Origin of the sequence: Desulfothermobacter acidiphilus (assembly GCF_052073645.1) — a bacterium.
Taxonomy (GTDB): domain Bacteria; phylum Bacillota; class Desulfotomaculia; order Desulfotomaculales; family Ammonificaceae; genus Desulfothermobacter; species Desulfothermobacter acidiphilus.
Map to the genome: position 1 here is coordinate 325,999 of NZ_CM125440.1, position 21,862 is coordinate 347,860.

At 57.2% G+C, this 21,862-nt stretch carries 18 protein-coding genes; 16 read left to right on the top strand and 2 right to left on the bottom strand.

The annotated features are described in order from the left end of the window. Nucleotides 1-10 precede the first annotated feature (10 nt). The 11 genes from ACTLLP_RS01690 to ACTLLP_RS01740 all read left to right on the top strand — a co-directional run bounded on the left by ACTLLP_RS01690 (nucleotide 11) and on the right by ACTLLP_RS01740 (nucleotide 12,442). Entirely contained in the window at nucleotides 11-667 is a 657-nt protein-coding gene (locus tag ACTLLP_RS01690) for a hypothetical protein (RefSeq protein WP_441060136.1), read from the top strand. 315 nt (nucleotides 668-982) lie between these two features. Next, complete coding sequence (secA, locus tag ACTLLP_RS01695; RefSeq protein WP_441060138.1) at nucleotides 983-3,649, top strand: preprotein translocase subunit SecA; 2,667 nt, start codon at nucleotides 983-985, stop codon at nucleotides 3,647-3,649. Between the two features lie 4 nt (nucleotides 3,650-3,653). After that, nucleotides 3,654-4,788, top strand: a protein-coding gene (gene prfB / locus ACTLLP_RS01700; protein WP_441060140.1) for a peptide chain release factor 2 whose coding sequence is annotated in 2 segments (ribosomal slippage) — nucleotides 3,654-3,722 and nucleotides 3,724-4,788 — 1,134 coding nt in all. Because the reading frame shifts where the segments join, the coding sequence is not laid out codon by codon here. Between the two features lie 19 nt (nucleotides 4,789-4,807). After that, nucleotides 4,808-5,668 (top strand): YitT family protein, encoded by an 861-nt coding sequence (locus tag ACTLLP_RS01705; RefSeq protein ID WP_441060142.1) that lies wholly within the window; start codon nucleotides 4,808-4,810, stop codon nucleotides 5,666-5,668. A 10-nt stretch (nucleotides 5,669-5,678) separates the two neighbouring features. After that, complete coding sequence (locus ACTLLP_RS01710; RefSeq protein ID WP_441060144.1) at nucleotides 5,679-6,509, top strand: transketolase; 831 nt, start codon at nucleotides 5,679-5,681, stop codon at nucleotides 6,507-6,509. A 12-nt stretch (nucleotides 6,510-6,521) separates the two neighbouring features. Next, the gene (locus ACTLLP_RS01715) at nucleotides 6,522-7,472 is read left to right on the top strand and encodes a transketolase family protein (RefSeq protein WP_441060146.1); all 951 of its coding nucleotides are present in this window, start codon (nucleotides 6,522-6,524) and stop codon (nucleotides 7,470-7,472) included. An 87-nt stretch (nucleotides 7,473-7,559) separates the two neighbouring features. Beyond that, nucleotides 7,560-8,249, top strand: coding sequence for a cell division ATP-binding protein FtsE (gene ftsE, locus ACTLLP_RS01720; protein ID WP_441060148.1), 690 nt, complete (start codon nucleotides 7,560-7,562; stop codon nucleotides 8,247-8,249). Then, nucleotides 8,239-9,129: a permease-like cell division protein FtsX gene (gene ftsX / locus ACTLLP_RS01725; RefSeq protein WP_441060150.1), complete on the top strand. Its 891-nt coding sequence runs from the start codon at nucleotides 8,239-8,241 to the stop codon at nucleotides 9,127-9,129. The genes ftsE and ftsX overlap by 11 nt, the downstream gene beginning before the upstream one ends. 12 nt (nucleotides 9,130-9,141) lie before the next feature. After that, nucleotides 9,142-10,263 carry a murein hydrolase activator EnvC family protein gene (locus tag ACTLLP_RS01730; RefSeq protein WP_441060152.1) on the top strand — a complete coding sequence of 374 codons (1,122 nt, stop codon included), beginning with the start codon at nucleotides 9,142-9,144 and terminating at the stop codon, nucleotides 10,261-10,263. 99 nt (nucleotides 10,264-10,362) lie between these two features. Further along, nucleotides 10,363-11,526, top strand: coding sequence for a S41 family peptidase (locus ACTLLP_RS01735; protein WP_441060154.1), 1,164 nt, complete (start codon nucleotides 10,363-10,365; stop codon nucleotides 11,524-11,526). A gap of 16 nt (nucleotides 11,527-11,542) precedes the next feature. After that, nucleotides 11,543-12,442 (top strand): DUF8754 domain-containing protein, encoded by a 900-nt coding sequence (locus tag ACTLLP_RS01740; protein WP_441060156.1) that lies wholly within the window; start codon nucleotides 11,543-11,545, stop codon nucleotides 12,440-12,442. Here ACTLLP_RS01740 and ACTLLP_RS01745 read toward each other — a convergent pair. Further along, on the bottom strand, nucleotides 12,439-13,062 hold the full coding sequence (locus tag ACTLLP_RS01745; RefSeq protein WP_441060158.1) for a L,D-transpeptidase family protein: 624 nt from the start codon (nucleotides 13,060-13,062) through the stop codon (nucleotides 12,439-12,441). The two genes, ACTLLP_RS01740 and ACTLLP_RS01745, sit on opposite strands and share 4 nt — an antisense overlap. Before the next feature lie 159 nt (nucleotides 13,063-13,221). Between ACTLLP_RS01745 and ACTLLP_RS01750 the strand changes: the two genes are divergently transcribed. The 4 genes from ACTLLP_RS01750 to ACTLLP_RS01765 all read left to right on the top strand — a co-directional run bounded on the left by ACTLLP_RS01750 (nucleotide 13,222) and on the right by ACTLLP_RS01765 (nucleotide 17,929). Beyond that, nucleotides 13,222-14,373, top strand: a complete 1,152-nt coding sequence (locus ACTLLP_RS01750; protein ID WP_441060160.1) for an N-acetylmuramoyl-L-alanine amidase family protein — start codon at nucleotides 13,222-13,224, stop codon at nucleotides 14,371-14,373. 26 nt (nucleotides 14,374-14,399) lie between these two features. Further along, the gene (locus ACTLLP_RS01755; RefSeq protein ID WP_441060162.1) at nucleotides 14,400-16,067 is read left to right on the top strand and encodes an ATP-binding protein; all 1,668 of its coding nucleotides are present in this window, start codon (nucleotides 14,400-14,402) and stop codon (nucleotides 16,065-16,067) included. 76 nt (nucleotides 16,068-16,143) lie between these two features. Next, a complete protein-coding gene (gene murI, locus ACTLLP_RS01760) occupies nucleotides 16,144-16,941 on the top strand; it encodes a glutamate racemase (protein WP_441060164.1) in 798 nt (265 codons plus the stop codon). Nucleotides 16,942-16,951: 10 nt separating this feature from the next. Then, complete coding sequence (locus tag ACTLLP_RS01765) at nucleotides 16,952-17,929, top strand: 2-hydroxyacyl-CoA dehydratase family protein (protein WP_441060166.1); 978 nt, start codon at nucleotides 16,952-16,954, stop codon at nucleotides 17,927-17,929. Nucleotides 17,930-17,934: 5 nt separating this feature from the next. Here ACTLLP_RS01765 and ACTLLP_RS01770 read toward each other — a convergent pair whose 3' ends face one another. Next, nucleotides 17,935-18,987: a transglutaminase-like domain-containing protein gene (locus ACTLLP_RS01770; RefSeq protein WP_441060168.1), complete on the bottom strand. Its 1,053-nt coding sequence runs from the start codon at nucleotides 18,985-18,987 to the stop codon at nucleotides 17,935-17,937. Nucleotides 18,988-19,215: 228 nt separating this feature from the next. Here ACTLLP_RS01770 and ACTLLP_RS01775 point away from each other — a divergent pair, with 228 nt between their 5' ends. Further along, the gene (locus ACTLLP_RS01775; RefSeq protein ID WP_441060170.1) at nucleotides 19,216-21,840 is read left to right on the top strand and encodes an S-layer homology domain-containing protein; all 2,625 of its coding nucleotides are present in this window, start codon (nucleotides 19,216-19,218) and stop codon (nucleotides 21,838-21,840) included. The last annotated feature ends 22 nt before the right edge of the window (nucleotides 21,841-21,862 follow it).

The following is a 21,862-nucleotide window of genomic DNA, read 5'->3' on the forward strand; positions in this document are numbered from 1 at the left end:
GGAGGCGGCGATGGCAGGAAAATTACCGGCGGCTCAGAGAGCGTCTTGTGAGGAGTTGCTGCGCCAGCTACCTGGAGTGATCTGCGTGCAGGTATTGCTTACTCCGGAGGAGGAGATAGAAACGATCCAGCTGCTGGCGGCTTCCACGGTTGACCAAGCCCGGCTGCGCGAGGAAGTGAGAGAAGTCCTGGAGCGCGTTTACAGCGTGGCAGTGGAGCCAGAGAAGATTAACATCGATTTCTTGCCCGTATCTACTGCTGAGGAAGGGACATCTGCTGCTTCAGCTGAGCGCCGCTTTTTGCTGGTGGGCTTGCAGCTCAACTTGGAAAGCTACCGCATGGAGGTTCAAGTTAAGATCCGAGAGGGAGAAAAACTACTGTTGGGAAAGGCCTCAGGGCCGGCGCATGAACATAGTCGCCGTCGTTTGGTGGCGCAGGCCACGCTAGCGGCTCTGCAACAGACCTTGCCGGCGGAGTATTCTTTGCTGCTCGGGGATCTGAGCTCGGTAGCTTTGGGGGGGAGAAAGGTGGCCTTGGTAGGGGCGATTCTTTCCTCCCCTTGGGGGGAAGAATTTCTGGTGGGAAGCGCTCTGGAGGAAGGTAGGGAACTAGAAGGAGTGGTCCGCGCTGTTCTGGACGCAGTGGATCGGCGGTTAGGGGCGCTTTAGATTCACCAAACCCTTTTTCCCAGGACCTTGCTGCCATAGATGCATTCTCCTCCTCGGTTGCTGGGCGAGGGAGCTCAGGTAGGAGCAGGGGCTGGGAGTGTCCCCGCCGGCGGCTTGCTTGGAGCCTTGCTATTAAGCTAGGTTGTCGGTTCTCTCACCACCGCCTGAAAATTTTAAGTTCAATTCCCTTTAGGAGCACCACTGGCTAAATCTTGAGGCGCACGGCGGGGACGCTCGGTTGAAGCTGATCCTCTCCAGGTGGTACAATGAAGGTTGGTCTCGAGGGCTGGGAGGCCATGGAGGGGGAAATGAATTATGTTTAAGCTTTTGGTAAGCCTTTTGGACGATAACGCGCGGGATATTAAGCGCCTGCAGCGTACCGTGGCTTTTATCAACGAATTGGAACCGCAAATGGAGCGGTTAAAGGATGAGGAATTAGCAGCCAAGACAGGGGAATTTAAAGAGCGCTTAGCGAAAGGAGCTACCCTGAACGACCTTTTACCCGAAGCTTTCGCTGTGGTGCGCGAAGCCTCGCGGCGAGTGTTAGGAATGCGCCACTTTGATGTGCAGCTCATGGGCGGCATCGTATTGCACCAGGGGCGCATTGCCGAGATGAAGACCGGCGAGGGTAAAACTCTAGTGGCCACTTTGCCCGCTTACCTAAACGCGTTGACGGGCCGGGGTGTGCACATTGTCACGGTTAACGATTACCTGGCCCGGCGCGACGCCGAGTGGATGGGGCAGGTATACCGTTTTCTGGGTTTGTCGGTAGGGGTGATCGTCCAGGGTTTGGAACCCTCGGAGCGGCGACGGTCCTACCAGTCGGATATCGTTTACGGCACCAACAACGAGTTTGGTTTCGATTATCTGCGGGATAATCTGGCGGTGGACCCCGCGGACATGGTGCAGCGCGAGCTCTACTACGCAATCATCGACGAGGTAGACTCCATCCTGATCGACGAGGCGCGTACGCCTCTCATTATTTCCGGTCCCTCGGCTAAGCCCACCGATCTTTACTATACCTTCGCTCGCATCGCCCCGCGTCTGGTTCCTGAGGTGGATTACACGGTGGACGAAAAGGCGCGCACGGTGGCAGTGACCGAATCGGGCGTGGCGAAGGTGGAGAAGTGGCTCAAGGTGGAAAACTTGTGCGCGGAGGATAACCTCGAGCTCATGCACCATTTGCAACAGGCTCTGAAGGCTCACGCCTTGATGAAGCGGGACCACGATTATGTGGTGAAAGATGGCCAGGTGATTATCGTGGATGAATTTACCGGCCGCTTAATGTACGGCCGACGTTATAGCGACGGTTTGCACCAGGCCATCGAGGCTAAAGAGGGGCTGAAGATAGAGCGAGAATCGCAAACGCTGGCTACGATTACCTTGCAGAACTATTTTCGCATGTACGAGAAGTTGGCCGGCATGACTGGCACCGCGGCTACTGAAGAGGAAGAGTTTCGTAAGATCTATAAGATGGATGTAGTTGTTATTCCCACTCACAAGCCTATGATCCGCCAGGATTTGCCGGATGCGGTTTTCAAGACCGAGGCGGCCAAGTTTCGTGCAGTGGTGGAGGAGATTGCTCGCCGTCACGCCAAGGGCCAGCCGGTGCTGGTAGGTACAACTTCTATAGAGAAGTCCGAGATTTTAAGCCGGATGTTGCAGCGGCGGGGGATTCAGCATAACGTTCTGAACGCCAAGCACCATGAGCGTGAGGCCGAGATAGTGGCTCAGGCTGGCCGGTTGGGAGCGGTAACTATCGCCACCAACATGGCGGGACGCGGTACCGACATCCTCCTAGGCGGCAACCCGGTCTTTCTGGCTAAGGAAGAGATGCGTCGCCGGGGGTATAGCCCGGAGTTGATAGCAGCGGCTACCGAGTACGGTCCTCCCCGCACCCCCGAGGAAGCTGAGGCGCGCCAAGTTTTCCAGGCTGTCTTGGCGGAGAAGGAGCGCGAGGTCGAAGAGGAGCGCCAGCAAGTGGTGGCTTTAGGGGGACTCTTCATCATCGGCACCGAGCGTCACGAAAGCCGCCGTATCGATAACCAGCTTCGGGGCCGCTGCGGGCGGCAAGGCGATCCTGGCGCTACTCAATTTTTCCTTTCCTTAGAGGATGATCTGCTTCGCCTATTTGGCGGTGAGGCGGTGGGGAATTTGGCTACTCGCCTGGGGATGGAGGAGGACGTGCCTATTGAGCATCCCTTGCTGACCCGGGCCATTGAGTCGGCTCAAAAGCGGGTGGAGCAGCGCAACTTCTCTCTACGCAAGCATGTGTTGGAATATGACGATGTGCTGAACCAGCAACGCGAAGTGATTTACTCGCAGCGGCGCCGGGTGTTGCAAGGTGAGGATCTGCGCGAAGTGGTCGAAGACATGATCGAAGAAGTGGTATCCCGCGCGGTCACCGCCTACTGCCCCGAGGGGGTGCATCCGGAAGAATGGGATCTCAACGGACTGGTGGAGTACGCAGCCCAAGTTTTTCTGCCTTCCGGGCTAGATCCCAAGGAGCTGGAGGAGAAACCGCGAGAAGAGTTGCTGGATTTCCTCACCGAGCAAGCTTTGCAATTTTACCGTCGGCGTGAAGAGGAGCTCGGTGCCGAAACTCTGCGGGAAATGGAGCGGTTATTGTTGCTGCGCCTGGTGGACGAGAAATGGATGGATCATTTGGATGCCATGGATCGTCTGCGCGATGGCATTGGGTTACGGGCTTACGGCCAGCGCGACCCGCTGGTGGAGTATAAGTTAGAGAGCTATCAGATGTTCCAGAACATGATCGCTGCTATACAGGAAGATATGGTTCGCTACCTCTTCCGTATTAAGGTGGCCCCAGCGGTGGAGCGGCGAGTGGTGGTGGAAAATCGCTCGGCCGAAGAGCCGGCCTCGCGTACGGTTCGCAAGGAGAAAAAAGTTGGGCGTAACGACCCCTGCCCTTGCGGTAGTGGGAAGAAATATAAAAAGTGCTGCGGTCGGGGGGTGGACTAAACATATGGTTACTGATATGGAGAGGGAGCTCGAGGCACTGGCCGAGCGCCTGAAGTACCTCGAGGACTCTCTTTGACCTGGTCAATAAGCGCCAGCGTTTGCTTTGCTTGGAGAAGGAGATGGGAGCCCCCGGCTTTTGGAGCAACGTGGAGAGAGCTCAGGAGGTGGCTCAAGAGGTGGCAGCCTTGCGTCAGTATCTGGATCGCTTCTGCCGCCTCCGGGAGGGTCACGCGGAGCTCGCCGCCTTGCTGGAGTTGGCCGCGGAGGAGGGAGACACTGAGCTATTAGGAGAGCTGCAGCAAGATATAAGGAAGCTGGCTCAGGAAATCGAAGAACTGGAGATAGAGCTGCTTTTCTCCGGGCCTTACGATGGAGCTAACGCTATTGTTTCTCTCCATGCCGGGGCGGGGGGAACCGATGCCCAGGACTGGGTAGCTATGTTATTGCGTATGTACGCTCGCTGGGCTGAGGCCCACGGCTACCGCTTACGTACTCTGGATCTGCTAACCGGGGAGGAAGCCGGGATCAAGAGCGTCACTTTTGAAGTTATAGGGCCTAGGGCTTACGGGTACCTTAAGGCGGAAAGAGGGGTGCATCGGTTGATCCGCATTTCCCCCTTCGACGCCAGCGGTCGGCGCCACACTTCCTTTGCCTCGGTAGATGTATTGCCGGCGGTGAAGGACGAAGCGGCAGTGGAAATAGACCCGGAAGAACTGCGCATCGACACCTTCCGCTCCAGTGGCGCGGGTGGTCAACACGTTAACAAAACGGAAACGGCGGTCAGAATCACGCATTTGCCTACCGGCATAACCGTTACTTGTCAAAGCGAGCGTTCGCAATCGGCCAATAAAGCGGCGGCGCTGGCCATCTTACGCGCTCATCTGCTCGATCGCAGGCTCAAAGAGCGAGAAAAAGAGTTGGCCGCTTTGCGGGGAGAGGTGCGAGAGATAGCCTGGGGAAGTCAGATTCGCACCTACATTCTTCATCCACAAACGCTGGTCAAAGATCACCGCACCGGCGTGGAGCGTCGAGACGCCCAGGCCGTGCTGGACGGTGATATAGATGCTTTTATCCGTGCTTATCTCCAGATGGAGGCTAGACGACACGCGGAGAGGGCGCGGGTGGCGGGCACCAAATAATGTTTAGAGGGGGGCCTCCTTGAAGGGCGCCAAAAAAGGAGTGATTAGGGACCTGCTGCTGATCCTGTCAGGGTCGATGGTTATGGCCCTGGGCTTGGATCTGTTGCTAGTTCCCAACAAGATTGCTCCTGGGGGCGTCAGCGGCCTGGCTACCGTCCTTCATTATCTTTTGCACTTACCCGTGGGGGCGGTGATGCTGGCCTTGAACGTCCCCATTTTTCTTTGGGGGTTCTGGCGCCTGGGCTGGGGGGTGGGATTTCGCTCGATATTGGGTACCATAGCTTTCTCGGTGGCAGTGGATTTACTGGCTCCCCTGTCTTCGCCTCTCACCAGCGATGCGATGCTAGCCAGCCTTTACGGCGGAGTGGTAGTGGGGTTGGGCTTGGCTTTGGTTTACCGGGGCAAGGGTTCCACCGGAGGCACAGCGCTGGTAGCCGCTATTCTCCGCAGCTACACTGGCGTAAACGTGGGCCAACTCCTTTTTATGGTCGACGGGCTGGTGGTGGCTGCGGCCGGCATAGCCTTCCGTTCCGCTGAACTGGCCATGTATGCTCTGCTTTCTCTCTTCGTTTCTTCCTGGGTTATCGACCTTATTCAAGAGGGTATCAGCGAAACCAAGGCTTTCCTTATAATTTCGGAAAAGCATCCGCTGATCGCCAACGCGGTGCTGCAGGAAATGGATCGCGGGCTTACAATCTGGGAGGGGCGGGGAGGGTTCACTGGCCAGCCTCGCACCCTTTTGTTGGCGGTGGTGGCTCGGTCCGAAGTGGCCCGCTTGAAGGAAACGGTTTACCGCATAGATCCGCGCGCCTTTATGATCCTGGCCGATGTACACGAGGTCATCGGGGAAGGCTTTAAGACTCTGGATCGCAAAATCTAGTCAGGAGGAGTTGAGCAGTATGAATCGCGAAGAACTTTTAGCCCGGCTCCAGGTCAAGGCCAAGGAGCTCCGGCGTCATGTGGTGCGGATGACCGCTGCTGCTGGTTCGGGGCATCCGGGAGGTTCCCTCTCGGCGGCCGACATCGTGGCCACCTTGTATTTTGCCGTCCTGCGTCTCGACCCGGCTCATCCCACCGCTCCCGACCGCGACCGTTTTATTCTTTCTAAAGGGCACGCTGCTCCTCTGCTTTACGCAGCGTTGGCCGAGCGCGGCTTTTTCCCTCCAGCGGAGCTCCTTACTCTGCGTAAACTGGGCAGCCGACTGCAAGGGCACCCTGATATGCGTAAGCTTCCAGGTGTGGAAATGTCCACCGGTTCGCTGGGCCAGGGGCTTTCGGTAGGCGTAGGGATGGCCTTGGCGGGGCGTCTGGATGGGAGGGATTATCGGGTTTACGTGCTGCTTGGTGACGGTGAGTGTCAAGAAGGGCAGGTCTGGGAAGCAGCCATGGCGGCGGCGCACTATCGCCTTGATAATCTGGTAGCCATTCTCGATTATAACGGCCTGCAAATCGATGGGCCGGTGTCCGAAGTGATGAATTTGGAGCCGGTGGCGGACAAGTGGCGCGCTTTCGGCTGGCAGGTCCAGGAGATCGACGGGCACGACTTCGGGCAGATTTTGGAGGCCTTGGCCGCGGCCGAGAAGGTCAAGGGTAAACCCAGCATGATAATAGCCCGGACGGTGAAAGGGAAGGGCGTTTCTTTTATGGAGCATCAGGCGGATTGGCACGGGGTGGCTCCCAAGCCGGAGCAGGCTGAGGTAGCTTTGAAAGAACTGGGTTAGGGGAGGACAAAGATGGAGAAAATTGCGACCAGAGAAGCTTATGGCCGAGCGTTGGCGGCGCTGGGAGAAGAACAGCCAGCCTTGGTGGTCCTAGACGCCGACCTATCCAAGTCTACCAAAACGGCTATTTTCCAAAGGAAGTTTCCTGAACGTTTTTTTAATTGCGGCGTAGCCGAACAGAACATGATGGGGGTGGCGGCTGGGCTGGCTGCCTCCGGTAAGATCCCTTTTTGCTCCACCTTTGCTGTTTTTGCCACGGGGCGCGCCTTTGATCAGATCAGGCAGAGCATCGCTTATCCTCGACTGAATGTCAAAATCGCCGCCAGCCACGCTGGTATCACGGTGGGGGAAGACGGCGCTTCACATCAGGCGCTGGAGGATCTAGCCTTGATGCGGGCCCTGCCAGGTATGACCGTGCTGGTGCCAGCTGACGCGGTGGAAACCGAAAAGGCCGTGCGGGCGGCCCTGGAGGTTGACGGTCCGGTGTACTTGCGCCTGGGACGAGCTCCGGTTCCGGTATTGCACGGGCCGGACTTTATTTTCCGCTTGGGCGAGGCGGTGTGTTTGCGCGAGGGGAAGGACGCCACCATTATCGCTACCGGCATCATGGTTTCCCAGGCGTTAGAAGCAGCTCAAATGCTGGCGGACGAAGGCTTAGACGTCCGGGTGCTGGATATGCATACCATCAAACCCCTTGATGTGGCCGCGGTGGTTCGGGCAGCGCTGGAGACAGGCGCGATAGTCACCGCCGAAGAGCACAGCATTATTGGGGGTTTGGGGAGCGCGGTGGCCGAAGCGTTGGGAGAGGAATGCCCCGTTCCCATGAAGCGGGTGGGAATCAAGGATGTTTTTGGTGAGTCTGGTCGCCCGGAGGAGCTCTTAGAAAAGTACGGCCTCACTCCTTATCACCTGGCGGAAGCGGTCAAGGAGGTGTTGGCGCGCAAGCAGGCCGCTTGCCGATGAGAATATTTGTTTACTACGTAAAGAAAGGAATCGCCTGCCCGATGTCGAATAAAAAGGAAGATCCCTACCTTTGGGGAGGCGATCCTTTTGATAAGATTCTGCAATGTTACTAAAATTTACCCAAATGGAGTACGCGCACTGCTGGATGTGAGTTTTACCATCGAGCTCGGAGAGTTCGTTTTTGTGGTAGGGCCTAGCGGGGCGGGCAAGACGACCTTGACCAAGCTTATCTGCCGGGAGGAGGTCCCCACTCGGGGGCAGGTGCTGGTTAACGGCCGAAACGTAGCCCGCCTACGCCCTGGTGAGGTGGCTGGCTTACGCCGGCGGATAGGGATGGTTTTTCAAGATTTTCGCCTTCTACCTCGTAAAACGGTCTTCGAGAATGTGGCCTTGGCGCTGGAAATTGCGGGCACACCCTGGCGCGAAATCAGAAAAAAGGTGCCAGAGGCGTTGGCCAAAGTAGGACTGGCAACTAAAGCCCGCTGCTTCCCTTATCAGCTTTCTGGCGGGGAGCAGCAGCGGGTGGCCATTGCTCGAGCCCTGGTCAACCGCCCTTTTCTGTTGATGGCGGACGAGCCTACCGGCAATTTGGATCCCCAAACCTCCTGGGAGCTCCTGCAGTTATTGCTTAAAATCAGTGAGGAAGGAACCACCGTTCTCATGGTCACTCATGCTTGGGATCTTGTCCAGTTGGTGGGCAAACGAGTGATCAGCCTGCAGGAAGGGCGGTTAGCGGAACAGCTGCCTTCCTGGGGGAATTGCTGCTATGGCACTTAGGTTCCTCTGGCGCTGGCTTAAAGAGGCCGTGCTCAATCTTCGCCGCAATCTTTGGCTGGTGACCTCGGCGGTAGGTATGATTGCGGTGGCGGTTTTCCTTTTGGGTTTGGTGGTCCTGCTGGCCCTTAATGCTACCCATTTCGCCCGCACGGTGGAGAAAGGTCTAGAGATTGCGGTATTTCTGCATCGAGATGTGACTCCTCTGGAGCAAGAAGAGTTGAAGCAGCGCCTGGCGGCCTTACCGGGAGTGGCGCAGGTGCGCTTTGTCTCGCGGGAAGAGGCCCTGGAAATGCTGCGCCAGGAGTTGGGGAGCTCCAACGAGCTTCTTCGTGGCTTGGAGCATAAAAACCCTCTGCCCGATTCCTTCCGCTTGTTACCTAGTCAGCCTCAGATGGTGCCGCAAATAGCTCAGCAGGCGGCCGCTTTACCCGGTGTGGAAAAGGTGCGCTACGGGGAGGGAGTGGTGGAGAAGCTGCTGCGCGTCACCAATTGGCTTCGCTTAGCGATGGTGGGGTTGGTGCTGCTCTTTGCCGCCGCTGCGGTTTTCCTAACCATCACCACCATTCGCCTTTCCATCTTCAGTCGGAGTGAAGAGATAGGAATTATGAAACTGCTGGGGGCTACCCATTGGTTCGTGCGGGGCCCCTTCATGTGCGAAGGTTTAATTATCGGTTTTTTGGGATCTGGCCTGGCCACCGGCTTGCTGGCTTGGGGCTATCGCTCTTTGCTCCAGCATCTGAGTGACGCCGCCTTTTTCTTTTTCCACCCGGTGAGCGAGGGTATCGTGCTGTGGGCGGTGTACGCTTCTTTGTTATTTATCGGCGTCCTTCTAGGAGGTATAGCCTCCCTTATTTCAGTGCGCCGCTTCTTGGCGGTGTGAAGGAGGGAGAGTTTGCTGCGACGCTGGTTAGCGGGAGCGCTGCTCTTAGTGATGGTTTTCACTCTTCTCCCTTGGCCCCGGGCCTGGGGGGAGGGGCTGAGCGATCGCTTGCAGCAGACGCGGAATCAAATTCAGGAGAAACGGCAAGAAACTAACGCTGCCAAGATGACCATTGCCAATTTGACGGCGGCGCTTTCGTCCCTGAACGCTTCCATTGCAGCTAAGGAGCGCGAGCGGCAGGTGCTGGAGCGGGAGCTCGCTAAGACCGAACAGGATCTCCGGCAGGCGGAAGAACAGGTCCGCCAGGCCGAGATGCGCCTGCGCGAGGCGGAGGAGATTTTCGGAGAGCGTTTGCGCGGCGTTTACGAAGAGGGGCAGGTAAGCTACCTCGAGGTGTTATTCGGTGCCAATAGTTTCGGAGATTTCATTACTCGCCTGGAATTTCTACGCCACGTGCTACGCTTCGATGCGGCTTTGGTGCAAGAGATAAAGGCTCGCAGGGCGGAGCTGGAATCTTACCGCGCTCAGGTGCAGGAACGTCATCAACGGCTGGTGGCTTTGCACCAACAGCAGGAAGCAGTCATTAAGGCTTTGACCGCTCAGGAGGCGGAGAAGAAAACTTTGCTGGCTCAGGTTCAGGGCCAGCTTTCGCAACTGCAGACCGAGTTGAATGCTCTGGAGGCTCAGGAGCAGGAGATACTGCGGCAAATTGCCTTGCAGCGTTCCGGGAGCACCAGCCGGGCGGAAGGGCCGTTGCTGTGGCCGGTACCGGGTTACCACTATATTTCTTCCGGGTTTGGTTATCGGCGTCACCCTATCCTGGGGGATATCCGTTTTCACTCCGGCATTGACATCCCAGCTCCCACCGGAGCTCCAGTGGTAGCGGCTCAAGGCGGAGCGGTGATTTACGTGGGGACGCTGCAGGGTTATGGTCTGGTGGTGATGATCGATCACGGCGGAGGTCTCTCTACCCTTTACGCGCATCTCTCGGCCACCGCGGTGAGCGAAGGGCAAATGGTGAGCAAAGGACAGCGTATAGGTTCTATAGGCTCTACCGGGTTGGCTACGGGTCCCCATCTGCACTTTGAAGTGCGGGTGAACGGAGTTCCCCAAGACCCGACGGGATATGTATAAAGGTGGCTCCTCGTCTTTCTCCGGGCCTAAAAGCAGCGGAGGATGAGTATTTTGTTCTGATTAGGAAAAGGTAGCTGCTTAGGGAGGTATTTAAATCTGGTGCGGGTAGTGGGCAAGCGCTGGCTATTGATTCTCTCGGTAACGGTGGGGCTACTGTTACTGGGCTTGGGCAGTGGGTTTTACTTGGGAACCCGGAGCTGCGGGCGGCTGGGGAATCTTCTGGAGGTAATGAGTTTAATCCGCCACCATTACGTGGAAGAAGTGGGTTGGTCCCGTTTAATCGAGGGGGCGATAAAAGGGGCGGTAGAGTCACTTCACGATCCTTATTCGGCTTACTTGGACCCCCCCACTTACGCCCAGCTGCAAGAGCAACTCCGCGGCAGCTTTGGCGGCCTGGGATTGGTGGTGGGCCTTAAGGATCAACAGCTCACTGTGCTGCGTACTTTTCCTTCCACGCCAGCAGGGAGGTCGGGTATCAAACCCGGGGACATAATTGTCTCTATCAATGGGCAACAAACTAAGGGAATCGATCTGGAAACGGCAGTCAGCCTGATACGTGGCCCGGTGGGTACCGAGGTTAGTCTGGGGCTTTACCGTCCTAAGGAGGGAACCTTTGAACTTACCCTGCGCCGAGAAGAAATCGCTGTGCCCACGGTGGAAGCCAAAGTGCTTCCCGACCGGATAGGCTACGTGGCTATAAGTCAGTTTAACGAGCGCACACCCGAGGAGCTGGCGCGGGCGCTCAAACAACTCGAGCAAAAGCAGGTGCGAGGACTGGTTCTGGATCTGCGCGATAACCCGGGCGGGGAACTGCTATCAGCCGTGCGGGTGGCCAGTTTCTTCGTGCCCGCTGGGCCGGTGGTGTATATCCAATATCGCAACCGGGAACCCGAATTGTACCGGGCCGACGGGCACCGGTGGGCGGAGGCGCCGTTAGTGGTGCTGGTGAACGGAAATACTGCTAGCGCGGCGGAGATTGTGGCCGCGGCCATCAAAGAAACGGATTCCGGCACCCTGATCGGCACCAAAACTTTTGGCAAGGGGGTGGTACAGACTATCTATCCTTTAAAGGGTGGGGCAGCGTTAAAGCTGACCACAGCTCGTTACCTGACGCCGCTCAAGCATGATATTAACCGCATCGGGGTAGAGCCTAATGTCACGGTGGAGCAGCCGCCGGGGGGCAAGATTGACGAGCAGCTGGCCGCCGCCGAGAAAATTTTGCTCCAGAAGATCGCCCCGGGTGCGGTACCCAAAGCCAGTTGATGAAGAAGGTAAGAGGATGAAACAGGTGGTAAGCGTAAGCCTGGGATCGTCGCACCGGGATCATTCGGTAGAGGTGGAGCTCCTGGGCGAGCAATTTCGGATCAGTCGCCGGGGCACCGATGGCAGCTTAGAAAAGGCCGTGGAACTCTTGCGAGAACTCGATGGCAAGGTGGATGCTATCGGCCTAGGGGGAATCGATATTTACTTGGTCGCGGGGGGGAGGAAATACCCTATTCGCGATGGCGTAAAATTGATGCGCGTGCCCAAGCAGACGCCAGTTTGCGATGGTTCGGGGTTGAAGCACACGCTGGAACGGGAGGCTGTTAGGTACCTTTTCCGCGAGCAGGTCCTACGCCCCGGCCAGAAAGTCTTACTGGTGAGTGCGGTGGATCGCTTCGGTATGGCCGAGACCCTGGTGCAAGAAGGAGCTCGGGTTTGCTTTGGCGATCTCATTTTCGCTCTGGGCATACCCATACCCCTTTACCGCCTAAGCACGGTGGCGTTGTTGGCCCGGCTTTTTTTGCCCATCATAACCGTGCTGCCTTTTCAGTGGATTTATCCCACAGGGGAAAAACAGGAAGCGCCCTGTTCCAAGTACCAGCGCTTTTTTGACTGGGGGGAGGTTATCGCGGGAGACTTTCACTATATTCGACGTTACCTTCCCCCACGGATGGAAGGGAAAATCATCATAACCAACACCACCACCAGAGAGGATGAAACTCTATTGCGCGACCGGGGAGTCAAGCTGCTCATAACTACCACCCCGGTAATCGAAGGACGTTCTTTTGGCACCAACGTGCTGGAGGCGGTTTTCCTGGCCCTTTTGGGCAAGCGCTGGGAAGAGGTGCGCTCAGAGGAATACTTAGATCTGATTCAACGCCTTAACCTTAAACCTACCATCCGGGTGCTGAATTAGAGCCCCATAATTTGGTAAGTGGCCGAATTTACCTCGCCGGAAGAAGGGAGGCGGTGTTGTTGCTGTAAGCGGCGCACCGCCTCTTGTGTGGCGGGGTCAAAGCGTCCATGGAGTGGGCCTGCGTACAATCCTCTGCGCTGGAGCACCCGCTGCACTTCCATTACGTCGCTTCCGCAATCGCCCAGGCGCAGTGTCCGGGGCGGCTCGCGCACCACCCGACCCACTACTATCACCGGTGTTCCAGGTTGCACTAGAGGATAAAGTTCTTCTATATCCCGGTTGAACATGCGGACGCAGCCGTGACTCTCATGCTGACCGATACTCCAAGGTTTGTTGGTTCCGTGCAGTCCGTAAGTTCCCCAGGGGACATCCAAGCCGATCCACCGGGTGCCGAAGCCAGAACCCCAATTGGCAGCCTTACGGGTTACTCTCCAGCATCCAACCGGTGTAGGGGTGAGTTCCTGTCCTACCGCTACCGGGTACACCTTTAACAAGCGCTCTTCCTGAAAAATCAATAGCCGACACTGCCAGGTATCAACCACCAAACAAAGGCTTGCTGTTTGGCCATCAGTTCCGGCGGGCAAATGCCAAAGTAGAAGCGCCAGTAATAGTCCTATCATCGTTTTCACCGCCTTGCCATTGCTTCTATTTTAATTTTTAGTGCCACCGTAATCTCTAATCAGGAAAGTTTTGTCTTAGCCCGAAAGGGTTTTGTCGAGGGTTGCCGAATAACAGATACAGAGTCTTATGGGATTAAGCTGGGGAGGTGAGTCAAGGGGTTGGTAGTCAAATGGTGCAAATGGCTTTGGGTTCCCTTGCTGCTTCTGGTTCTGTTTCTGCCCTTGCCTGCTCAGGCAGCTGGGATGGTGGAGGTCACCGGGGATGTGGTCAATCTGCGGGCTGGCCCGGGGACCGATTACCCGGTGTTGGGGCAGGTGGAGCAGGGTACGCAGCTGGCGGTGATCGGGGAAGCGCGCGGCTGGTACAACGTGCTTTTGGCCGATGGGCGCCGGGCTTTTATCGCTGGCTGGCTGGTACGCTTGTTGGAGCCTGCTGCTCTGGCTGCTCCCAGCCGAGGCATCCAGGCGCAACAGGAGCGGCCTTCCACTGCTTCTGCTGCTGGACCCTCCACGGTGGAGGTCACCGGGGACGTGGTCAATCTGCGAGCTGGCCCGGGGACCGATTACCCGGTGTTGGGGCAGGTGGAGCAGGGTGCGCAGCTGGCAGTGATCGGGGAAGCGCGCGGATGGTACAACGTGCTTTTGGCCGATGGGCGCCGGGCTTTTATCGCTGGCTGGCTGGTTAGCGGAGGCGGGGCCGCTTATGCGAATGTTCCTTTGGTTAGCAGAGGTGGGGAGAACCGCCCCCTCCCTTCGGTCCTAGCTGGGAAGAAAATAGTAATCGACCCGGGACACGGAGGCTCCGATCCCGGTGCCATCGGGCCCACTGGCTATCAGGAAAAGGCGTTTACCCTGGCAGTGGCCCGTCTGTTGGCCACCAAGCTCCGCGAGCGAGGAGCTCAGGTATTGTTGACCCGGGATAGCGACGTGACGCTGGATCTTGCCCCTAGGGTGGAAAAAGCCAACTGCTGGGAAGCCGATGCTTTCCTCTCCATTCACGCCAATGCCTCTACCGATAGTTCAGTAGCTGGGCTCAGCACCTGGTACTGCCCTAGTGGGTTCTGCCCCAAGGGCAGCTCGTACCTGGCGCGCTGCGTCCAGGAGGCTATGGTGCAAGAGCTGCAGTTACCCGATCTGGGAGTGCGGACGGCCAACTTCTACGTTGTCAGATACACCCAGATGCCAGCAGTCCTGGCAGAAGTAGGTTTTATTTCTAACCCCGGCGAGGAATCGCTGTTGCGCACGCCTGAATTCCAAGAGCGGGTAGCGCAAGCTTTGGTCAGTGGGCTGGAACGTTTCTTTGCTCCTTAGTTTCAAGCAAGGAGGTTTAAGCACCTTTGGCAGTCAAGCTTTTTATTTCCCGGGGGGTTAATTTTGCTGTCGATCTGCCGGAGTCGATGCTGCGGGAGTTAGGAGCCAGTTTTACGGAAAACCAAGAAGAAGCCGACCTAGTGATCCTGGGACGGGAGGAGGCTGCGGGGCGGGAATGGGAATTGGTCCGGAGTATCAAGCAACGCCCTTCGGTCCTGGTGGCGGTGGTAGAGAGAAGTACGGTTCTACCCCCGCTACCGATTGATGGAGTGGACGACTTTCTTCCTCCCCGGCCGGAGGAAATCCGGTTGCGGGTGGCCAATTTGCTGCGGGTGGCGGCCGTCAGGCAGTCAGGGGTTAGGCTACCAGGGGTCGCCACCTCCTTTTTTTCTTCTGCCGGACTGCTATCCCCCTTGCGGGTGGATTTGCGCCAGGGTATAGGCGAAGAGAAATTGATAAGGCTGCTGGGGTTGCTCCGGGAAGCCCTGAATGCGGTCGTGGTTTTGCTTTTTCCTGCTGACTGGGCTGCTTTCCAGCCTCCAACGCAGTGGGAGTTTGTCGACAGCCCCTATTGCCGGACTCTACTTCAAGCCGTCGATGACCAAGGTGTGTCTTTGTGCCGTTACGCTCACTGGCTGGCGGGCGTCAGAGCGGTGGGGGAGAAACAGGTGGTTCATATTTCTTGCCCAGGAGGGCTCTTGCTGGAAGCCGCTCCTATCCACCTGGAGTTCTTCGGCATAAAATATCCGCTAGGAGTGCTGGTAGCTGGTTTGGGCGAGGCCCCCCTAGGCGCGGTCTTGAAGGAGGTAGGTCGGCGCTATCGAATCGGTTATTCTCGCTTGCGCCAAGCGGCAGGCTTAGCCCGTCGCCGCTCTTTTCACCAGGATGAGTTGGTGGGCCGTAACCTTTTGCAGGCCGCTGCCGATTATCTAGGGCAGGAAATTTCTCAGGCGTACTTACGAGCCTATAAGCTGATCGCGCACAGGTCGGAGGAGCCTTCGGTAGCAGTGGCCGGGGAACTGGGCGAATCGATGGTGGGCAGATTAGCCGCTGCTCTCTTTCACGAAATTCGCAACCCTCTGACTTCCATTAAAGGAGTGCTGCAACTCCTTTACGAGAGGCGTGAGGAAGGTGATCCGGAGCGGCGATATCTGGAGGTTATTCTTGGGGAACTCGACCGGGCGGTTCGGATCATCCGCAACTTTCTCTACTTCGCCCGGCCCCGCGAGTGTCACCCAGAACTTACCGATCTCGATTTTCTCATGCGCGACATCGTGCTGATGCTAGAACCTCAAGCTGCTGCCAGCAAGGTAGAACTCTTCTATCAGCCTACCCCTGGATTGTCTTTATTTCCTGTTGATCCGGATCTTCTCAAGCAGGCGATTCTCAATTTGGCCCAGAACGCTTTGCAGGCCATGCCTCAGGGGGGTAAGCTATACTTGCGCCTTTACCCTTGGCAGGAGGGAGTGGCCATCGAAGTGGAGGATAGCGGGGTCGGCATCCCTCCGGAGCATCTGACCCGCCTGGGCGAGGCCTTCTTCACCACCCGGCGCGAGGGGACAGGGCTGGGCTTGGCCGTGAGTTATCAGATTGTGCGCCTGCACGGGGGAACTATAGAGGTGGAGAGTGAGGAGGGGCGAGGCACCAAATTCACCATTCGCTTGCCGCGCCAGCCGGCGGAAGCTGAAGATTAAACCATTTTAAACTGTCCGGGTAAGCTACGCTGTATAATAGTACCCCGGAGGTTTTTATTTTCAGGAGGCAGAAGGTATGGGAAGCGAGCAGCCGGTGGGGCTTTTCGATTCAGGGGTGGGGGGGCTGACGGTGCTGGCACAAGTGGTGCGCTTGCTGCCCCGCGAAACGGTTGTTTATTTCGGTGATACCCTGAATCTTCCCTACGGTGATAAAACGCCGTCTCAGCTTTTAGAGTTGGGCGACAGAATAGTTCGTTTTCTCCTAAGCCAGAGGGTTAAATGCATCGTTTTCGCTTGCAACACCAGTTCCTCTGTTTCTCTGGAGTTTTTGCAGCAACGTTACCCGATTCCAATGCTGGGGCTGCTACAGGCGGGAGCTCGCTTGGCCCTAGCTGCCTCGCGCCGGATGCGTATAGGGGTCCTAGCCACTATGGCTACGGTGAAGAGTGGAGCGTATGAGCGGGCATTGAAGTCATTGGATCCTCGGGTTGAGGTCTTTTCTCAAGCGGCTCCCCGATTGGTGCCGCTGATCGAAGCGGGAGCGATTTATACCCCTGACACCAAAGCGGCTTTGGAAGAATACCTAGCCCCCCTTAGGGAGGCGGATATAGACACCTTGATTTTAGGCTGCACCCACTACCCCTTCCTGGCTCCCCTGGTGAGTGCCCTTCTGGGACCAGAGGTGGTGCTGGTAGATCCTGCTGTGGCAGTAGCGGAAAAATTGCAGGCGCTACTGCAGACTCGCGGGTTAATGTCCAGCGGTGTTCCTCAACATCGTGTCTTTGTTAGCGGTGACCCGGCGAGCTTTGACCGTCTGGCCAGCACGCTCTATCCTCACCCTTTACCCCTCGCAGTCAAGGTAGATCTTCGGTGAGGTGATAAGGATGGCGAAGGTGGGGTTTACCACTACCATACCCGTGGAGGTCCTGGTGGCGGCCGGAGAAACGCCGGTGGACCTGAATAACGTCTTTATCACTTCACCGGCCCCCCACGCCTTGCTGGAGGTGGCGGAGAGGGCCGGCTATCCCAGAAGTGTTTGCGCTTGGATCAAGGGCATCTACGGTGTGGTCGTGCAAAGCCCGGATATAAGGACGGTAATAGCAGTGACTCAGGGGGACTGCAGCAACACCCATGCCCTCATGGAGACGCTGGAGCTCGAGGGGATAGAGGTTATCCCCTTCGCCTACCCCTATGACCGCCACCAGGGACTTTTAAAACTTCAGATTGAACAGCTGATGGAGCGCTTCGGCGTGAGCTGGCTGAAGGTAAAGGAGGCTAAAAGGGAGCTCGACCGCATAAGAGAGAAGGTGTGGCTTATAGATGAGCTCACCTACACTACCGGCCAGGTCACCGGGGAGGAAAATCATTTCTACCAAGTTTCTTGCAGCGACTTCATGGGCGATCCCTGGAGCTTTGAAAAGAAGGTGGAGGAGTTCCTGCGGGAAGCGCAAGAGCGCTTTCCCACCAAGCCAAAGGTCAGACTGGGCTTCATCGGCGTACCACCCATATTCACCGATCTTTACTCCTACCTGGAGGATAAAGGGGTGCGGGTGGTCTTCAACGAGGTGCAGCGCCAGTTCACCATGCCTTTTAAAACCGGGGATCTGGTGGAGCAGTATCTCCTATACACCTACCCTTACGGAATTTTCCCCCGTCTGGAGGACATAAAGCGGGAGATCGAGCGGCGCAGGATACAAGGGCTTATCCACTACACCCAGAGCTTCTGCTTCCGCCAGATAGAAGATCTCATCGTGCGCCGCTGCCTGAAAATCCCGGTTCTTTCCCTGGAAGGGGATAGACCGGGACCGCTGGACGCTCGCACGGGTATCCGACTAGACGCTTTTGTAGAGATGCTACTTTGACCGTTTTAATTGAGCGGGAAGAGGCGTGTCGGGGCTCCGTAGTAAAAAGGGGAAATGGTGCCGGCGGGCCAGCCTGGTGCGGTGGCTTCCAGGTAAATGTAGCTGGAATGGGGTAGGCGGTAAACACTGGAGGGAGCGCTAGGGCACTCAACTCCCACCGCCAAATGCCCTTTATCGCCTAGTTCCACTAGCACCAATGCTACCCGGAAGCCCATCTCTCGTAACAAACCAGCCAGCAAAACGGCTTTGCCTTTGCAATCCCCTCCATCGACTATAGTCTCTATAGGGTACTGGGGGTAATATCGGTAGGTTTGGGCTACATAAGGAACGGCTTGCTGAACCAGTTCGGTGGTAAAAGCGATCCTTTCCCAGGGATCAGTAGGAGCTGTATTTTTCAATATCTGGGATAGATTACAGAGCAACTCTCGATTGATAGGGTCCTGGGTGTAAGGTACGCAACCATGGTACCAGGAATTGTAGTCAGGAGGTCGATGGGCGTAGCGCTGGTAGAGTTCAACCGGCACTTCCAACCGCCAGCGCCACTCGCTGTCCCAGTAAGTCCAGCGGAGCTCTCTTACCAGCATCGCCGGCGAAGCTGATTCGGTAGAGCTCTGGGCAGCGAGGCGGAGAAAATCTTCCAGAGGCTCCTCGGGCACCCAGAGTTCTCCCTCTCGTACCTGGGGGCAAACTGGCAACTCTACCCGACGAAACGGTTCGGAGCCGGTGCGATGAGGTAAACTGGCTGCCAATTCGGTTCCCGCGAGAGGGAAACGGTAAACGGCCGCATCGACCGTCTCTTCATGGATCACAGCTAACATGTAGGGTTGCCCTGCTGCTAGGCGCATCATAAACTTTCCGGGGACAGTTACCAGAACTTCTCCCCCGCCTAAAGCGATGCAATGGGCTTCCACTCCGGATGCTTGTACTGCGGCGGATAGGGGAACCAGCGGCATCCTTGCCGTGCAGGTGGTAGGAGCAGGCGCTGCTGGCGCCCCGGTTACCAGTAGAGTACAAAGAGCCAACAAATAACCAATCGCTATTAATCTGCATCGTTTCATTGCTTTTACCTCCCTAGTAGGGGAGGTTTGTTACTTTTTTTATCGGATAGGCGCGACCATGGCCAAATAGGGCACCAGTCCTGTTCTTTTAGTACGAGGCTCCTTTAATGGGGTAATTGTTGCTCAACATCTATCTTGTGTGGTAAAGATAAGTTCGCTACAATATGCGTAGATATTAGTGATGGGAGGCGGTTGCTTTTGTTGTCGAGATTAAGGTGTAAAAGTATTATGTTGTCGATTTTTGTCTTAGCGGTGTGGCTTGGTTTAATAGTAAACAGTGCGTTTCCTTCGCCAGCAGCGGCAGCAAGTGGCGCTTACCAGGGCGAAGCTTCCTGCGAGATGTTGCACCTGAGTGGATTGCCGCTACTCCACATCGACCCCGTTCTGGCCGGCTCCAAGGCGCAGGTGGATAGTGCTTCCACCCCTCACGCTTACGGCGAAGGTGTGCCGCTGGCGTTGGAAGCCAACAAGCCTCTGGCCGTTACCTCGGTTCCGGGTCAGGGTAAGCGCGAAGGGGCCTTGGCCAAGCTGGAGATACCTTCGGGTGTTCCGCTTTTTCCTGCTGTCGAAGTATCCGGTCTTTCAGCCCAAGCGGACACCAGCTTTGGAGCTCCTTGGAGGGCGAGCGCGCAAAGTTCTATCAGTCAGATAAGCATTAAGGAGCTGGGGATAAGCAAGTTTTTGGCGGTGAACGCGCTTCAGTCCACAAGCCGGGTCGAAAGCTACGACTACTGCCAGCCGGTCAAAGTGGTGAGCGAGAGCAACGGTAGTGGAGCCACCATCGTGGCGCTGGAGGGCAACCTTCGAATCGAAGGGTTGCGAGTCAAGGCTGAAGCCGAGGCTACGGGGAAACCGGGCGGAGCCAAGGCCAACTTTACCTGGTCGGTGGCGGATATCAAGTTCATGGGGAAAAGTATCCTTAAGGATCTGAGGGCTAGCGGCAGGTTGGACTTGTTGCCTCTGGCTCGACTCTCGCTGGGATCGGCGAGCCGTGACTGCGCTTCTGACGGTACTTATGCGCGGGTGAGCGGCAGCGCGCTCAGACTGGAGCTTTTGCTCAACAATATCGTTATCGATATCGGCCACGCTCAAGCTACGGCTCGCACCTCGGCACCGGCCGCTTTGGCGCCCGTTCTGGTGGGGGAGAAGAGCGTGGACAAAGCGACGGCGCGACCCGGGGACACGCTCAACTACACCATCACCTTGAAAAACACCGGCACGGCGCCGGCCACCAACGTGGTGGTAACGGACCAGGTGGATGGTAGCCTGGGCAACGTGGTGGTGCAGGATGGAGGCAGCTACGACGCCACCAGCCGGACCATCACCTGGCAGGTGGGGACCTTGGGTGCGGGGCAGAGTGCGAGCCTGCACTTCAGCGCTGTCATCAAGAGCGACGTGGCGTCGGGCACGGTGATCAAGGACACGGCAGTGTACAAGAGCTCCGAGACCCAGCCGGGTAGCACCAACACCACCGAGACCACCGTCAGCCCGCAGCCGGTGCCTGGCCTGGTGGGGGAGAAGAGCGTGGACAAGGCGACGGCGCGGCCCGGGGACACGCTCAACTACACCATCACCTTGAAAAACACCGGCACGGCGCCGGCCACCAACGTGGTGGTAACGGACCAGGTGGATGGTAGCCTGGGCAACGTGGTGGTGCAGGATGGAGGCAGCTACGATGCCACCAGCCGGACCATCACCTGGCAGGTGGGGACCTTGGGTGCGGGGCAGAGTGCGAGCCTGCACTTCAGCGCTGTCATCAAGAGCGACGTGGCGTCGGGCACGGTAATCAAGGACACGGCAGTGTACAAGAGCTCCGAGACCCAGCCGGGCAGCACCAACACCACCGAGACCACCGTCAGCCTTCCTTCTAGTGGCGGCGGTGGCGGTGGCGGCGGTGGCGGCGGTGGCGGTGGCGGCGGTGCAACCGCGCCGGAAGCCAGTGGGGGCGCTGAGGCCGTACCTCCTCCCGTCGAGGCCTTGCCTGAAGGAACCATCGTAGACCGGATGCCGGGATACCTCTCTCTTTCTGTCCCGGTTAAGATCGATAATCCTGGTTCTACGTTCTCTCTGGATTACGATCCAAGCAAGTTAGATAACAATCCCAACCGCTATCCCCGCGCTTATTACTGGAACGACCACGCTAAAAAGTGGGTGGCTCTGACCACTTATCCTGCGGGGGAAGGCCGCGTAAAGGTTATTAACGATGGCGATTATAAAGGCTGGTTCACTGTTTTCGGCGTGATCGAGCCCAGCTTCACCGGGGTGGCAGGGAACTGGGCCGAAAACACGGTCAATCGTATGAACGGTTTGGGCCTGTTTGAAGGGTATCCTAATCCTCAAGATCCTACTTCTTTATCCGGTCGCCCAGCCGGTCTGGATCGACCTATCACCCGTGCCGAGTTCGTTTGCGTCTTGACTCGGATCCTGGGCATGAACCCTGGCGATGTGATGTATAACGTGCTCAAAAGGCCTTCCCCGGCGGAGTGCGACCTGATTCTCGAGGGCTACAAAGGGGTGCCCGAGTGGGCCAGGTATAATATCGCGGCTGCCATAGCTTCCGGCATCGCTGTGGGTAGAGTTCCTCGCGACTTCGCGGGCGATGAGCCCATTACTAGGGTGGAAGCTGCGGTGATGGTTTCTAATCTCCTTAAAAAGGTTCCTGGTTACCAGTGGAAACCGGCTGATTTTTCCAGCTTTAAAGATGCTTCGGAAATTCCTGAGTGGGCCAAGGGCGCTATTGCCGAGGGCATCCTCAGGGGCTATTTGGACGGGACGCTCAAACCGCAAAATGATATTACCCGGGCTGAAGCGCTAACGGTGCTCTTGCGCTTGATCCGAGCTCTGGGGTGGTAGAGCACATAGCTGGCGCAGGACT